Consider the following 14,975-nt stretch of genomic DNA (forward strand, 5'->3'; position numbering starts at 1 on the left):
AAAACTCTGACATCGCGCCTGTTCCGGGTCAATCTCCATGTGCCGAAACTCACCATGCCGGCATCCAGCGCGCCGGCATTCACTCGTCCCCGCCGCCGGGCGGTGCCGGGGTGCGCCAGCGTTCGAACGGCCGGTCCAGCGCGTAGCTCCCGGACCTGCCGAGCAGCAGGGTGCGCGTCTCGGCGTTGTCGGGGTTGGACAGCGCCTCGAACTCCGACACCGTCCAGTGGAACCAGCGCATGCAGAACAGCCGCATGGTGAGCCCGTGGGTGACGAGCAGGACGTTGGGCGGGAAGTCCTCCTTGTCGAAGGCCCGGTAGAGGGTCTCGAGGAAGGCCCCGACGCGGTCGTGGACGTCCGCGCCGCTCTCCCCCATCGCGAATCGGTAGAAGAAGTGGCCGTAGGCGTCGCGCGCCTTGCGCTGCCGCTGGATGTCCTCGATGTCCTGCCAGTTGCCCCAGTCCTGCTCCCGCAGCCGCGGCTCCTCCCGGGCCGCGGTCAGCCGCGGGTCGAGCCGCAGGGCGCGGAAGGTGTCCCAGGTGCGGCGGTAGGGCGAGACGAACGCCTGCACCCGCTCGTCGCCGAACAGCTCCCGCAGCCGCACACCGGCCTCGGTGGCCTGGCGCAGACCGGTCGCGGTGAGTTCCAGGGCGTGGTCGGGCACGCGCTCGTAGATCGTGTCGTCCCTGTTGCCCTGGGACTCGCCGTGCCGGATGAGCACGATGCGGCGAGGGCGTCCCATGCCTGTCAGCCTAGGGTGCGGCCAGGTCACCGGCTCGCCGGGGCCGCCGCTACGGGCGCGCCGCGACGGGTCCGCGAGTGGCCGCGCGACCAGGTCCCGCCACCGGATCCGCCTAGAGGCCGGCGGGCCGCAGGCGCGAGCCGCCGTCCACCGGGAGCACCACGCCCGTGGTGAAGGTCGCGCCTATCAGATAGCCGATCGCACCGGCTATGTCCTCCGGGCGGCCCACCCGTCCCGCGGGTGCGGTCGCGGCGAAGCCGTCGAAGACCTGCTGCCGGGTCTCGGCGTCCATCCAGTCCCACCACGGGGTGTCGACGATGCCGGGCGAGACGGCGTTGACCCGTATCGGCGCCAGTTCCACGGCCAGGACCGGGACCATCGCCTCGACGGCCGCGTTGACCGCCGCGAGCCCTGCCGTACCGGGACGGGCCGAGCCAGCCGAGCCTGCCGTGACGAAGGTGATCGAACCGCCCGGGCGCAGGGCCTTGAGGGCCGCCTGGGCGGCCACGGTCTGGGCCACCAGCTTGCCTTCGGCCGCGGCTCGCAGTTCGGCGATCGGCAGCTCCCCGAAGGGGCCTGCGGCCGTACTGCCGGTGGCGGCCACGACCACATGGTCGACCGTGCCGAGCCCGGTGAAGAAGTCATGGGTGGCCGTCTCGTCCAGCGCGTCCATCGACACGCCGGACGCGCCGTCGCCGAGCTGTGCGAGCGCGGCGTCCAGCCTGTTCTTGTCGCGGCCGGTGACGACGACCTCGCGGCCGGCCCGCAGCTGCTCCTGCGCGGTGGCCAGGCCGATCCCCGATGTGCCGCCGATGACGACGACACGTTCTGTCGATGCGGGCATTGCGCTCCCCCAATTACGAGACATGCTGACTCGTAAAGAGTATGCGAGACACGGTGCCTTGTAAAGTGCCCTCATGGACGACACACCCGCACGGGGCAGACCCCGCAGCGAGACGGCAAGGCGCGCCGTGCTCGACGCGGCGCTGGAGCTGTGCCAGAGCGGCGGCTACCAGGCGCTGACGATGAAGGGCATCGCCGAGACCGCGGGGGTGGGCCGGCAGACCGTCTACCGCTGGTGGCCGGCCAAGCAGGACGTGCTGATCGACGCCCTGCGCGACCTGGCGCTGCGCAAGGCGGAGGGCCTGTCCCCGGAGACCGGCGACACGCTGCGCGACGTCCGCACCCTGCTGGACGCCACCTTCACCCTCACCACCGCCCTCACCGGCAACGCCCTGATCGGGCTGATGGCCGAGGCGCAGCACGACCCGGCGCTGTCGCACCGCCTGCAGGCCACCGTCATCGGCCCGCGGCGGCAGGCGCTGCGGGCGCTGCTGGCCCGCGGGGTCGCCGACGGTTCGCTCTCCGACGAGGCGGCGTCGCTCGACCTCGCGGTCGACTTCGCCTTCGGCACCATGTGGTACCGGCTGATCAGCCGGCACGGCGTGGTCGACTCCGCCCTGGCCGGGCAGATCACCGCGGCCCTGGCGACCCTGCTGCACCCGGGCGCCGCCGCGCTGTCCGGCCCCGTGCCGGGCGCCGCACAGCCGCCCGCGGACCGCCCCGCCGGTTCCGGGTGAGGTTGCCGGCTCAGACGGTCCAGGCCTGCACGACGTCGACCACGTCGCCGGCGACCGACAGCACATCGCCGTCCAGCCCGGCCCGGTCGGAGAGCCGGGCGACGGCTGCCTCGCGGTATTTGCCGTGCTCCGTGGCGGAATTCCACGCCGACAGCACCAGGAAGTCGCTGTCCGCGCCCTCCGCGAAGACGCCCCGCAGCATCCCGGGTGACCCGGCCATCGCCGGGTTCCAGACCCGCTGCTGCGCCTGGACGAAGTGGTCGGCGCGGTCGGGCCGCACCTTGCACAGCGCGACCCGCAGCAGGTCGGCGTCGGAGAAGCGCGCCTCGAAACCGACCTTCACGTCCAGCTTTCGGGTGAAGGTGCGCGCCGCCAGCATCTCGAAGGTGCCCGCCTGCGTCGCCGCGAGACCGGCGTGCGGCCCCGCCATGAAGGCGTCGTAGGGCGCCTGCCCGTCCCAGAAGGCGAAGAGGTGTGCCACGCCGGGCTGGGAACGGCTCCAGCCGCCGCCCTGGCCGTGGAATCCCGGCTGCTCCCTGAGCGCCGCCCACCTGCGCTGCCCCCGGTCGAAACCGGCCTGGTCGAGGACGCCGCAGCGTATCCACTTCACCAACACCGCGCCATCGTAGTGGCGTCGGGGCCGGAGATCGTCCCCTGTCCGCGACTGCGCCGCCCCCGCCGACCCATGCCCCGCCGATCCGCCGGCGGACGGCGCAGACGGCGGTGGGGAGCGGCCCCGAAGGTCCGCTCCCCACCGCCGTCATGTGCGGGCCGGCCGGTCAGGCCGTGCCGTCAGCTGCACCCGCTGGTCGAGCCGCAGCCCTCGCACAGGTAGCAGCTGCCCGCGCGGCGCATCTTGGTGCCGCAGGAGAAGCACAGCGGGGCGTCGGCGTTCAGGCCGAGCTGGATCTCCAGCAGCTCCGTGGAGTTGTGCGCCTCCTTGGGCGCGGGCGTGGCCGCCGGCGGCTGCGCCACGGTCAGCGGCGTACGGGGTTCGACGTGCCGCGGTGCGGACTGGGCCAGGCCCTCGACGTCGACCTCGTCGTCTGCGGCCTCGTAGGAGCCGGTGTCCAGGTGCCGCTGTCGCTCGTCGGCCGAGTGGATGCCGAGCGCCGAGCGGGTCTCGAAGGGCAGGAAATCCAGCGCCAGGCGGCGGAAGATGTAGTCGACGATCGACTGCGCCATCCGCACGTCCGGGTCGTCGGTCAGTCCCGCCGGCTCGAAGCGCATGTTGGTGAACTTCGAGACGTAGGTCTCCAGCGGGACGCCGTACTGCATGCCCACGGACACCGCGATCGAGAAGGCGTCCATCATGCCCGCCAGGGTCGAGCCCTGCTTGGACATCTTCAGGAAGACCTCGCCCAGACCGTCGTCGGGGTACGAATTCGCCGTCATGTAGCCCTCGGCGCCGCCGACGGTGAAGGAGGTGGTGATGCCGGGACGGCCCTTGGGGAGGCGCTTGCGCACCGGGCGGTACTCGACGACCTTCTCGACCTGGGCGGGTGCCTGCGCGGCGGTCTCGGCCTTGGCCTCGTCCTTCTTCTTGGCCGACAGCGGCTGCCCGACCTTGCAGTTGTCGCGGTAGATCGCCAGCGCCTTCAGGCCGAGCTTCCAGCCCTCGTAGTAGACCTCCTCGACCTCCTCGACGGTGGCCGACTCGGGCAGGTTCACCGTCTTGGAGATGGCACCCGACAGGAAGGGCTGGGCGGCGGCCATCATGCGCACGTGGCCCATGGCGGAGATCGCCCGCTCGCCCATGGCGCAGTCGAAGACCTCGTAGTGCTCGGTCTTGAGCCCGGGCGCGTCGACCACGTTGCCGTGCTCGGCGATGTGGGCGACGATCGCCTCGATCTGCTCGGGCTGGTAGCCGAGCCTGCGCAGCGCGGTGGGGACGGTGTTGTTCACGATCTGCATCGAGCCGCCGCCGACGAGCTTCTTGAACTTGACCAGGGCCAGGTCGGGTTCGACACCGGTGGTGTCGCAGTCCATCATCAGGCCGATCGTTCCGGTGGGCGCGAGGACCGAGGCCTGCGCGTTACGGAAACCGTTCTTCTCGCCGAGCCGGACGACGTCCTGCCAGGCCTCGGTGGCCGCGGCCCACACCGGGGTGTCCAGGTCGTCGATTCGGCGGGCGGCGGCGTTGGCGTCGGAGTGCTGCTTCATGACGCGCTTGTGGGCGTCGGCGTTGCGGGCGTAGCCGTCGTAGGCGCCGACGACCGCGGCCAGCTCCGCCGAGCGCTTGTAGGACGTACCGGTCATCAGCGAGGTGATGGCCCCCGCGAGTCCCCGGCCGCCGTCGGAGTCGTACGCGTGGCCGGTCGCCATGAGCAGCGCGCCGAGGTTGGCGTAGCCGATGCCCAGCTGGCGGAAGGCGCGGGTGGTCTCACCGATCTTCTCGGTCGGGAAGTCGGCGAAGGAGATGGAGATGTCCATCGCGGTGATGACCAGCTCGACGACCTTCGCGAAGCGCTCGGCGTCGAAGGACTGGTTGCCCTTGCCGTCGTCGCGCAGGAACTTGAGCAGGTTCAGCGAGGCCAGGTTGCAGCTGGAGTTGTCCAGGTGCATGTACTCGCTGCACGGGTTGGAGGCGGTGATCCGGCCCGTCTCGGGCGAGGTGTGCCAGTGGTTGATGGTGTCGTCGTACTGGATGCCTGGGTCGGCGCACGCCCAGGCGGCCTCGGCGAGCTTGCGGAACAGCGAGCGCGCGTCGACCTCCTCGATGACCTCACCGGTCATCCTGGCCCGCAGGCCGAAGGCCGAACCCGACTCGTACGCCTTCATGAACTCGTCGTTGACCCGCACCGAGTTGTTGGCGTTCTGGTACTGGACGGACGTGATGTCGTCGCCGCCCAGGTCCATGTCGAAGCCCGCGTCGCGCAGGGCGCGGATCTTCTCCTCCTCCTTGACCTTCGTCTCGATGAAGGCCTCGACGTCCGGGTGGTCCACGTCCAGGACCACCATCTTGGCGGCGCGGCGGGTGGCACCGCCCGACTTGATGGTGCCCGCCGAGGCGTCGGCGCCGCGCATGAAGGAGACCGGACCCGAGGCGTTGCCGCCGGAGGAGAGCAGTTCCTTGGAGGAGCGGATACGGGAGAGGTTCAGGCCGGCGCCGGAGCCGCCCTTGAAGATCATGCCCTCTTCCTTGTACCAGTCGAGGATCGACTCCATGGAGTCGTCGACGGACAGGATGAAGCAGGCGGAGACCTGCTGGGGCTGCGCGGTGCCCACGTTGAACCAGACCGGCGAGTTGAAGCTGAAGACCTGGTGCAGCAGCGCGTAGGTCAGCTCGTGCTCGAAGATCTCGGCCTCGTCGGGGGAGCTGAAGTAGCCGTGCTTCTCGCCCGCCTTGCGGTAGGTGAGCACCACCCGGTCGATCAGCTGCTTCAGGCTCTTCTCGCGCTGCGGGCTGCCCACCGCGCCGCGGAAGTACTTGCTGGTGACGATGTTGACCGCGTTCACCGACCAGAAGTCGGGGAACTCGACGCCACGCTGCTCGAAGTTGATCGAACCGTCGCGCCAGTTGGTCATGACGACGTCACGGTGCTCCCAGACCACCTCGTCGTACGGATGCACGCCGGGGGTGGTGTGGATGCGCTCCATGTGCAGGCCCTTGCTCGTCTTGGACCCCTTGGTGCGGGAACCGCGTGCCGGGCCGCTCGTCGTCTCTGTCATTCCGCCTCCCTATACGGGCGAAAACGCCCTGATGTGCGCGGTTCTTCCCGCAGCACGGTGTTGTCCTACGGCCTCGGCGCGCGTCGCGCTCCGGCAGAAGTCTGTGTCCTGCGCGCCGCTCAGTCGGCGGCGGATGCGGGGGCGGGGACACCGAGGTCCTCGTCGAGCCCGCCAGGAGTGGTGGGTGGCAGCTGCTCGCGCAGCTCCGTGATGGCCCTCTCGAAGTCCTCGAGCGAGTCGAACGCGCGGTAGACCGAGGCGAACCGCAGATACGCGACGAGGTCGAGGTCCTGGAGCGGACCGAGTATGGCCAGTCCCACGTCGTGGGTCGACAGCTCCGCGCTGCCGGTGGCCCTGACCGCCTCCTCGACCCGCTGCCCGAGCTGGGCGAGGGCGTCCTCGGTGACGGGGCGACCCTGGCATGCCTTGCGCACGCCGGCGATCACCTTGCTGCGGCTGAACGGTTCAGTCACGCCGCTGCGCTTGATCACCATCAGTGACGCGGTCTCCACCGTGGTGAACCGGCGACCGCAGTCGGGACACTGGCGGCGGCGGCGGATCGAGGATCCGTCGTCGGTGGTGCGGCTGTCCACGACACGGCTGTCGGGGTGTCGGCAGAAGGGGCAGTGCATCGTTCCTACTCCCTCCCTCACTCCGTGGTGAGCGCGCGACAAAGACGCTTCCGCGGCGTCGTGCGACCCCGTGAAGCAGTCCCCAAGCATAGGTGATTCCTGCGGCGTTGGACCCGCCGGGTCCGCAGTCGGACCACAACCCGTGGGGGCCGGTCCCTATCCAACCACTAGATGTGGTGCGGCGAATCCACCGACTCGCCGGAGCGCGTCACAAGTCGCCAGCCCGGTGACACACTGGGGCACGCCACTCCCGGAGCGTCACCCCGGAGGGTCGCCCGGTGCGCGGCCGGGCCGAGGGGCGGCGGCAGGAACTCCGGGGGTCGAACTTCCATTCGATCAATACACCCGGTACCTTGATCGCGTCAGCGGATTTATGCAAATTCACTCGAACGTGTGTTTGGCGCAACCTTTCGAAACCCACTACCGTTGTACTAACTGCCCGCGGCTGCGAAGCGGGCCTCCCGCAGTTCAAGCGGTGGGAGAACATCTCGAAAGGGGCCGCCGTGACCACCGCCGCAGAGAGCGCCACCGCGACATTGACCGCCCATGACCGCTCCCCGGATCGAATCGGCCCGTTGGACGTGATGAACGAAGAGAACAGCCCGAAGCCCGCGCGCTCACTTCCCGGACGGCCCCCGGGTATTCGCGCCGACAGCTCCGGACTCACCGAACGCCAGCGCCGGGTCATCGAAGTCATCAGGGATTCGGTCCAGCGCCGCGGATACCCGCCGTCGATGCGGGAAATCGGCCAGGCCGTCGGCCTGTCGAGCACGTCGTCGGTCGCCCACCAGCTGATGGCGCTGGAGCGGAAGGGCTTTCTCCGCCGCGACCCGCACCGCCCCCGCGCCTATGAGGTACGCGCCTCCGACGCCGGACATCCGCAGCCCACGGACACCTCGGGCAAGCCGTCGGCCTCCTATGTGCCGCTGGTCGGACGTATTGCGGCAGGCGGCCCGATCCTCGCCGAGGAATCGGTCGAGGACGTCTTCCCGCTGCCTCGCCAACTCGTCGGCGACGGCGAGCTGTTCGTTCTCAAGGTGGTCGGCGACTCGATGATCGAGGCGGCGATCTGCGACGGCGACTGGGTCACCGTCCGGCGCCAGCCGGTCGCAGAGAACGGCGACATCGTGGCCGCGATGCTCGACGGCGAAGCCACCGTGAAGCGATTCAAGCGGGACAACGGGCATGTGTGGCTGCTGCCGCACAATGCCGCCTACCAACCCATTCCCGGTGACGAGGCCACCATCCTCGGCAAGGTCGTGGCGGTCCTGCGCAGGGTCTGAAAGGCGACTCGTCCGAGCGCCCCGGAATCCGCACGCCGGTTCCGGGGCGGACTCGTGTAAGGCCCCGTGCGCCGCTCATGGCGCCCGGGGCTTTGTTCCTGCCCGGGCAGTCCCCCGGGCGGGCGCTCAGACCTTCGCTGCCGCGTCGATGGCGGCCAGCGAGCGCCGCACCTGCTGCCGGTCGGTCGTGTACCAGAGGTCCGGCATCGACGAGCGCAGGAAGCCGCCGTAGCGGGCCGTCGCGAGCCGCGGGTCGAGCACCGCCACCACCCCGCGGTCGCCCGACGCCCTGATCAGCCGGCCCGCGCCCTGCGCCATGAGCAGCGCGGCGTGGGTCGCGGCGACAGCCATGAAACCGTTGCCCCCGTGCTCCTCGACCGACTTCTGCCGGGCGCTCATCAGCGGGTCGTCGGGCCGCGGGAAGGGGATCCGGTCCATCACCACCAGCTGGCAGTTGACCCCCGGCACGTCCACTCCCTGCCACAGCGACAGCGTGCCGAAAAGGCACGTCCTGGCGTCCTGCGAGAAGGCGCGGATCAGCTCGCCCAGGGTCTCCTCGCCCTGCAGCAGCACCGGGTGGTCCAGCCGCGCACGCATCGCCTCCGCGGCCGTCTGGGCGCCGCGCATGGACGAGAACAGCCCGAGCGTACGGCCGCCCGCCGCCTCGATCAGCTCGGCGAGTTCGTCCAGCATGTCCTCGCGGCCCGCGTCCCTCCCGGGCGGCGACAGGTGCTTGGCGACGTAGAGGATGCCCTGCTTGCGGTAGTCGAAGGGCGACCCGACGTCGATGCCCTTCCACCGCGCCACGTCCTCGCCCTCGGTGCCCTCGGCGGACAGGCCCATGGAGGCCGCCACCCCGTTGAAGTCGCCGCCGAGCTTGAGCGTGGCGGAAGTGAGGACCACCGAGCGGTCGGTGAACAGTTTCTCGCGCAGCAGCCCCGACACGTTGAGCGGGGCGACCCGCAGCGAGGCGCCGAAGCGGTCGTGGCGCTCGCACCAGACCACGTCGTACTCCGAGACCGCAACCAGCCGCTCGCTCACCTCGTGCACGTGCTCGACGGCGGCCAGGGCCTGCTTGCGCACCGCGTCCTCGTCCTGCACCGACTTGTCCCGGGTGTCGCCGAGCGCGGTGATCACCTGGCGGCAGGCGTCCCGCAGCGCCGACAGGACGTACAGCAGGTCCTCGGGGATCTCTTCGAGGCGTCCGGGCAGGGCCAGCTCCATCACCCGCTCGAAGCCCTCCGCGGCGCTCAGCAGGGCGTCCGCCGCCTTCTCGTTGACCAGCCGGGCGGCGCGCTTGACCGCGCGGTTGACGCCGCCCGCGCTCAGCTCACCGGTGGCCACACCGGTGACCCGGGAGACCAGCTCGTGCCCCTCGTCGATGATCAGGACCTCGTGGCCGGGCAGGACCGGTGTGCCCTCGATGGCGTCGATCGCCAGCAGCGCGTGGTTGGTGACGACCACGTCGGCCAGCTTGGCGCGCTCGCGCGCCGCCTCGGCGAAACACTCGGCGCCGTATGCGCACTTGGTGGCGCCCAGGCACTCGCGCGAACTGACCGACACCTGCCCCCAGGCGCGGTCGGACACCCCGGGGGTGAGTCCGTCGCGGTCCCCGGTCTCGGTGTCGTCGGCCCAGTCCCGCATCCGCAGCAGGTCCTGACCGAGCTTGCTGGTCGGCGCCGCCGCCTCGAAGGGGTCGAAGAGGCCCTCTTCCTCGTCCTGCGGCGCCCCCTCGTGCAGGCGGTGCAGGCACAGGTAGTTGGACCGGCCCTTGAGCATCGCGAACTGCGGCTCGCGGCGCAGCAGCGGCTTGAGCGCGCTGACCGTGCGGGGCAGGTCGCGCTCCACGAGCTGCCGCTGCAGGGCGAGGGTGGCGGTGGCGACCACAACCCGCTCCCCGTGGGCGAGCGCGGGCACGAGATACCCGAGGGACTTGCCGGTGCCGGTGCCCGCCTGGACGAGCAGGTGGGACTTGTCGTCCACGGCGGCGGCGACGGCCTCGGCCATGGTGACCTGACCGGCCCGCTCCACGCCTCCGACGGCGGTGACGGCGGCGTGCAGCAGGTCGGTGAGTGCGGGTGGGGGCGTGTCAGTCATAGGAGGGCAAGCCTACGGGCAGCCACCGACAGCGGCGTCCCGTCGCGCTGTTGCCGCCCGTCCGCGGGACCGGTCCCGCCTGGCGGTGCTAGCTTCTGGTCACATGCCGTTCGAGCGCCGACTGACCCTTGACTCCTCGGCCGCCGAGTACGTGATCGACGTCGCCAACGTGGTGCGCGAGCCGGCGCTCGGCGGGACGCGGGCGGCGGACCTGGACCGGCTCGCGGGACTGCTCGACGCCCTGGCGGACTTCGCCCGCGACCCGGCGGTGCAGGTCTACGCGATCACCGACCGCTCGCTGCTGACCGACGGGCGGCTGACGGCGCGGGAGCGGGACCTGCTGGAGGGCTGGTACCGGGGCGGGAAGCTGGAGGTGCTGCCGCGCGCAGACGACCGCATCCTGGAGCTGGCCGACGCCCTCGGCCTGCGGGTGGTCAGCGCCGACAACTTCCTCGACTTCCACCGCGCCTACCCGTGGATCCCCGGTGACCGCGACCGCTTCCTGCGCCCGGTCCTGGAGCCCGGCGGGCGCATAGGGGTCCGGCCCAGGATCATGCCGGTGCCCGAGGAGTGGCAGGTGTCCCGCAAGGAGGAGGAGGGCCTGCTGCTGCGTGCCGGGGTGGTCAGGCGCTGGGAGCACTCGGCTGCGCACCGGGCGGTGCTGAGCCGCGACTGGCGCTGCCCGGAGGCCGGCTGCCCCCTCTTCGGTGCGACCGGCAGGCCCGGCACCGCCCTGCCGCGGCGCCGCAAGGACCGGGTGCTGTGCCCCACGCACGGTGTGCAGCTGACCGACGCAGGGCCGCTGCGCCCGCGTGCGCAGGTCAAGGTGGTCATGGACGGGACGGTGCGGGGCCGCTTCATGGTCACCGAGGGCGACCCGGTGGCTGTGGGCCGCGCCCCGGCGGGCGGCGGGGTGGCGCTCGGCGCCTGGATCGAGGACAGCGCGGTGGAGTCGGTGAGCAGAACCCACGTGGTGCTCAGCTACGAGGGCGGCGCCCTCAGCGTGCTGGACGAGCGCAGCGCGAACGGCACCTGGGTGCGGCGGCGGCTGCCGGGCGGCGACTCGACGGGCCCGCTGGCGCACGGCGTCACCCGCAGGCTGCGCAGGGGCGAGTCGGTGGTGCTGCACGACCGGCTGGAACTGCTGCCGAGCGGGCGGCAGTTCGTCTTCGAGGACGACCCGGCGGACGGTACGGTCACAGCGCGGGGCAGCAGCGCGGCAGCGGAACCCACGATGATGCAGCTGCCGTTGCACGACATGGGCTGAACGGGGGGCGCAGTGGCGGTGGAGATCGGTGTCGGTACGGTCCTGAGCGGTCGCTACCGGCTGGAGCAGCTGCTCGGCGGAGGCGGGTTCGGGCAGGTCTACGCGGCCCTCGACCAGGGTCTGGGCCGACGGGTCGCGGTGAAGGTGCTGACGCTGCGCGCCGAGTGGGCCGACGTCGAACGCAGCGAGCGCCAGGGGCGCTTCCGCCGCGAGGCGATCGCGGCCGCCGCGCTGAGCCACCCGAACGTGGCGACGATCCATGACGCGGGCGAGCACGAGGGGCAGCCCTTCATCGTCATGGAGCTGCTGCCGGGCACCGACTTCCGCAATGTGCTGCTGGACCGGGGCGGGCTGCCTGTACCCGACGTGCTGGCGTACGGGGCGCAGATCTGCGCCGGGCTGCAGCACGCCCACGAACGCGGCCTGGTGCACCGCGACATCAAACCCGAGAACCTGATGCTGCTCCCGGACGGCGTCGTCAAGATCTGCGACTTCGGCCTCGTCGCCCCGCAGGACCAGAATGTGACGCGCTATACCGAGCCGCAGGCGCTGCTCGGCTCGCCGCCGTACTTCACCCCGGAGCAGGCGCAGGGCGGCGAGGTCACCGCGCAGTCCGACCTGTACTCGCTCGGCTGCGTCCTCTACGCCATGCTCGCGGAAGGGCCGCCCTTCACCGCGGGGAACTACATCGGCTACGCCTATCTCCACGTACACGAGGAGCCCGAGCCGATCGTGCACCGGCGCCCCGAGGTGCCCTCGGAGCTGGCGCAGCTGATCCACCAGCTGCTCGCGAAGGCCCCGCGGGACCGTCCGGCCAGTGCCGCGGAGGTGGGCGCGCGCCTGCGGGCGATGATGCGGCCCTCGCCCCTGCGGCGGACCCCGACGGCCCTGGACCGCGGCGCCCGGCACCTGGTGTGGACGCTGATCGAGGAGGGTGAGGCGCTGCTCTCCGCCGGGCGCTTCCACGACGCGGACGACCGGTACTGGCAGGCGCGGCAGCAGATCCTGCGGCAGGGCGCGGACAGCGAACCGGCGTCCTTTGCCGCGCTTTTCGGCCGGGCGCGGGCGCTGGAGGGCCTCAACGGCGTCGAGTCGACCCGCAGGCAGCTCGAAGAGCTGGCCGCGAGCACGGCGGAGGCGCTGGGCGCCGACCATCCGCTCTCCCGGTGCACCGCCGCCTACGCGTCGGTCAGGGCAGCACACTGACGTGGACGTCGGCGGCCAGCCGGAAGGTCTCCCCCGGCCGCAGTGCCGCCTTGTGGTTCGCGGTGAGCCGGTAGCCGCGCACATAGGTGCCGTTGGTGGAGCCCTCGTCGGTGATCCATGCCGAGCCGTCGGCCTCGACACCGACCCGCGCGTGGATACGTGACAGGTTGTCGCGGTCGGCGAGGAAGGTGACCGCGGGGCACAGCTGCGGGTCGCGGCCCAGCCGGATCGAGTAGCCGGGCGCCACCTCGACGACGTCGCCGCTGGGGAAGTGCAGCCGCAGCGCGTCCACGGGGATGTCCCTGCGGGTCCGCGCTGCCCTGGGCAGGGCGCCGGGGATGACGTTGATGACCCGGGTGTGCTCGGTGTCCGCCCGGGCCTCGGGCGGCTCGCCGGCGGCAGGCCCCGGCCCCTGGATGTCGCCCGGCGGCCGGTCCTGCGGGGGGACTCCCGGGCGGGGCAGCCGCTCGGTCGGGGCGGTCGGCGAGACCGACGGCGCGGCTGCGGCATGTGCCGCGGCCATCAGGGCGAACGGCACGAAGCAGCCCTGGCAGACCAGTTGGCCGGCGAAGGAGCGGGGCATGCCGCATTCCGGGCAGGATCCGACGCCCGTTTCCTCGCGCATCCGCCCCCATCCCTCCGCGGTACGACCGGTGCCGCGATCGTATCGGCTGGCGCGTCGGGATGGCGCGATCGGAGGTCGGACCACGCGCGTCAGACCACGTGCAGCGGGTTGGGCACAGTGCCGTGCACGGCGGCGTGCGGCCGCTCGGCGCGGTCGCGGTAGCCGTCCAGGTGCAGCCGGTTGCGGTTGAGGCAGAGCCGGTCGATCCGCGGGGTGAGCAGGTCGAAGCTGGCGAATCGTTCCTTGAGGTGCGGGAAGCGCTCCTGGTAGCGGATGATCTCGTCGCGCACCAGTGCCCAGAAGTCCGCCTCGGGGACGTGGAGCTGGTCCCTGCACAGCGGTGCCAGATAGCGCAGGACGCCCACGAAGAGACCCGAATGGATGAACTGCGTGAGGAATCCGGGCTCCTCGGTGAGCAGCACAGCCCTGACGTCGTCGGGCATGGTGCCGTGCTCGGGCAGCGCCTCGGCGCTGACGTTGACGTCGTCGACGAAGTCCTTGACGGCGAGCCGCACCGGCACGTCGTGCTCGTCGAAGACCACGATGGCGTTCTCTCCGTGCGGGGAGAAGACCGTGCCGTAGCGGTAGAGGAAGTGCAGCAGCGGCGGCAGCAGCGCACAGAACAGGTGCCGCAGCCAGACCGCGGGCGCGACCCCGGATCGCGTGACCAGTTCCGCGGTGAACGAGCGGCCGTAGGTGTCGGTGTGCAGCAGCGCGGCAAGGGTGCGCGCCCGCTCCCCCGGTTCGAGGTGCGCGGCCAGCGGTTCGCGCCAGATGCAGCCCAGCAGTTCGCGGTATTGGTACGGGACGGTCGGCAGCCGGTCGTACTGCGGGTGCGCGACGGTCACCGAGGCGACCTCGCCGAGCAGGATCACCCGGGTCTCGTCGCACAGAAACGGATCTTCCGCATGCAGCCGCTGGACCCACGCGGTGACCGCGGGCGCGGCAAGGGTGCGTTCGGTGGGCAGGCCGCGCCAGACCAGGGTGTTGAGCACCGACAGCGGCAGCTTGACCGTACGGCGCTGCGGGCGGCTGGTGTTGAGGAAGGTCCTGACGGACTGCTGGGGCAGCCGGAGGTCGTTGTCGGTGCCCAGGGCGATGATGGACCCGTCGGCGACCGCGGGCGCGAAGAGCGGCAGGACGACGTGCTCCCACTGCCAGGGGTGCACCGGCAGCAGCAGGTAGTCCGCCGGGTCCTTGTCGCGGTCGGCGACGGTGTGCCGGAAGGAGTCGAGCGTGGCGGGCGGCAGCTCGTCCGCGTAGAGCAGATCGGGGGTGGCCAGCGTGTCGACACCGCGGTACTTGGCCAGGCTGTGGTGCACGGCGATCCACGGCAGGCGGTGCTGCCTGCGGGCCTCGGGCGCCCAGCGGGCCGCGTCGGCGTCCGAGAAGCCGATACGCCCCTTGTTCGCGACCAGCCACGGGTGCCCGGTCTGGTGCCCTTCCAGCTCCGCGTAGTCCAGGTCCGCCAAGTCGGCGGCTGGCAGCGCCTCCTCGGCAAGGCGCAGGTCGGCGCGCAGCGTGGTGAGGAGTTCGCGGATGAGGTGCCCCGTGGTGTCGCCGCCCAGGCCGAGCACTGCGTCGTGCGCCTGGCTGACGAAGTGCAGCGGGTCGCCGTCGGGGCCGATGCTCGCCGGGTCCACCTGCCAGCTGCCGTACGCGCCCCGGCCGGCCTGGAAGCGGTAGGTGAGCGTGTCGCTGATCCGCAGGCGGTAGGCGGCGGGCCCGGCCGCGGGGTCCGGCTCCGGGACGATGACCTCCTCGTAGGCGAACTCGGCGAGCATCTTCGCCAGCAGGCGCCGGGCCGCGCTCTGCCAGGCGGACGGGTCGGGGGCGGGAGGGGTGCTGATCACGGTGGGCTCCAGCGGGGG

Annotated in this window: 12 protein-coding genes; 4 read left to right on the forward strand and 8 right to left on the reverse strand. The window is 71.5% G+C overall.

Translation table 11 applies throughout. The annotated features are described in order from the left end of the window. Positions 1-79: 79 nt before the first annotated feature. Positions 80-742 carry a histidine phosphatase family protein gene (locus JT723_RS13540; RefSeq protein WP_205044813.1) on the reverse strand — a complete coding sequence of 221 codons (663 nt, stop codon included), beginning with the start codon at positions 740-742 and terminating at the stop codon, positions 80-82. A 112-nt stretch (positions 743-854) separates the two neighbouring features. Then, positions 855-1,586: an SDR family oxidoreductase gene (locus JT723_RS13545; protein WP_205044814.1), complete on the reverse strand. Its 732-nt coding sequence runs from the start codon at positions 1,584-1,586 to the stop codon at positions 855-857. Positions 1,587-1,659: 73 nt separating this feature from the next. Here JT723_RS13545 and JT723_RS13550 point away from each other — a divergent pair, with 73 nt between their 5' ends. Next, positions 1,660-2,322: a TetR/AcrR family transcriptional regulator gene (locus JT723_RS13550; RefSeq protein WP_205044815.1), complete on the forward strand. Its 663-nt coding sequence runs from the start codon at positions 1,660-1,662 to the stop codon at positions 2,320-2,322. A gap of 10 nt (positions 2,323-2,332) precedes the next feature. Here JT723_RS13550 and JT723_RS13555 read toward each other — a convergent pair whose 3' ends face one another. The 3 genes from JT723_RS13555 to nrdR form a co-directional block, all read right to left on the reverse strand. After that, positions 2,333-2,938, reverse strand: coding sequence for a DUF4937 domain-containing protein (locus JT723_RS13555; protein ID WP_205044816.1), 606 nt, complete (start codon positions 2,936-2,938; stop codon positions 2,333-2,335). A 176-nt stretch (positions 2,939-3,114) separates the two neighbouring features. Beyond that, positions 3,115-5,994 carry a vitamin B12-dependent ribonucleotide reductase gene (locus tag JT723_RS13560; protein WP_205044817.1) on the reverse strand — a complete coding sequence of 960 codons (2,880 nt, stop codon included), beginning with the start codon at positions 5,992-5,994 and terminating at the stop codon, positions 3,115-3,117. A 119-nt stretch (positions 5,995-6,113) separates the two neighbouring features. After that, positions 6,114-6,626, reverse strand: a complete 513-nt coding sequence (gene nrdR, locus JT723_RS13565) for a transcriptional regulator NrdR (protein WP_205044818.1) — start codon at positions 6,624-6,626, stop codon at positions 6,114-6,116. 503 nt (positions 6,627-7,129) lie between these two features. Here nrdR and lexA point away from each other — a divergent pair. Beyond that, the gene (lexA, locus tag JT723_RS13570) at positions 7,130-7,909 is read left to right on the forward strand and encodes a transcriptional repressor LexA (protein ID WP_205044819.1); all 780 of its coding nucleotides are present in this window, start codon (positions 7,130-7,132) and stop codon (positions 7,907-7,909) included. 126 nt (positions 7,910-8,035) lie between these two features. Here lexA and JT723_RS13575 read toward each other — a convergent pair whose 3' ends face one another. Next, positions 8,036-10,006, reverse strand: a complete 1,971-nt coding sequence (locus tag JT723_RS13575) for an ATP-dependent DNA helicase (RefSeq protein ID WP_205044820.1) — start codon at positions 10,004-10,006, stop codon at positions 8,036-8,038. A 103-nt stretch (positions 10,007-10,109) separates the two neighbouring features. Here JT723_RS13575 and JT723_RS13580 point away from each other — a divergent pair, with 103 nt between their 5' ends. Together JT723_RS13580 and JT723_RS13585 are read left to right on the forward strand one after the other, a co-directional pair. Further along, positions 10,110-11,273, forward strand: a complete 1,164-nt coding sequence (locus JT723_RS13580) for an FHA domain-containing protein (protein ID WP_205044821.1) — start codon at positions 10,110-10,112, stop codon at positions 11,271-11,273. A 12-nt stretch (positions 11,274-11,285) separates the two neighbouring features. Further along, positions 11,286-12,479 (forward strand): serine/threonine-protein kinase, encoded by a 1,194-nt coding sequence (locus JT723_RS13585; protein ID WP_205044822.1) that lies wholly within the window; start codon positions 11,286-11,288, stop codon positions 12,477-12,479. Here JT723_RS13585 and JT723_RS13590 read toward each other — a convergent pair. Both JT723_RS13590 and JT723_RS13595 read right to left on the reverse strand, forming a co-directional pair. Beyond that, positions 12,463-13,062 (reverse strand): FHA domain-containing protein, encoded by a 600-nt coding sequence (locus JT723_RS13590; protein WP_205044823.1) that lies wholly within the window; start codon positions 13,060-13,062, stop codon positions 12,463-12,465. The two genes, JT723_RS13585 and JT723_RS13590, sit on opposite strands and share 17 nt — an antisense overlap. A 131-nt stretch (positions 13,063-13,193) precedes the next feature. Beyond that, positions 13,194-14,957, reverse strand: coding sequence for an IucA/IucC family protein (locus tag JT723_RS13595; RefSeq protein WP_251513577.1), 1,764 nt, complete (start codon positions 14,955-14,957; stop codon positions 13,194-13,196). Positions 14,958-14,975 lie beyond the last annotated feature (18 nt).

This window comes from Actinacidiphila bryophytorum (genome assembly GCF_016916835.1).
Lineage (GTDB): Bacteria > Actinomycetota > Actinomycetes > Streptomycetales > Streptomycetaceae > Actinacidiphila > Actinacidiphila bryophytorum.

Coding starts and splice junctions, on each gene's coding strand:
- JT723_RS13540 (WP_205044813.1), bottom strand. CDS start 742: ATGGGACGCCCTCGCCGCATCGTGCTCATCCGGCACGGCGAGTCCCAG.
- JT723_RS13545 (WP_205044814.1), bottom strand. CDS start 1,586: ATGCCCGCATCGACAGAACGTGTCGTCGTCATCGGCGGCACATCGGGG.
- JT723_RS13550 (WP_205044815.1), top strand. CDS start 1,660: ATGGACGACACACCCGCACGGGGCAGACCCCGCAGCGAGACGGCAAGG.
- JT723_RS13560 (WP_205044817.1), bottom strand. CDS start 5,994: ATGACAGAGACGACGAGCGGCCCGGCACGCGGTTCCCGCACCAAGGGG.
- nrdR (WP_205044818.1), bottom strand. CDS start 6,626: ATGCACTGCCCCTTCTGCCGACACCCCGACAGCCGTGTCGTGGACAGC.
- JT723_RS13575 (WP_205044820.1), bottom strand. CDS start 10,006: ATGACTGACACGCCCCCACCCGCACTCACCGACCTGCTGCACGCCGCC.
- JT723_RS13580 (WP_205044821.1), top strand. CDS start 10,110: ATGCCGTTCGAGCGCCGACTGACCCTTGACTCCTCGGCCGCCGAGTAC.
- JT723_RS13590 (WP_205044823.1), bottom strand. CDS start 13,062: ATGCCCCGCTCCTTCGCCGGCCAACTGGTCTGCCAGGGCTGCTTCGTG.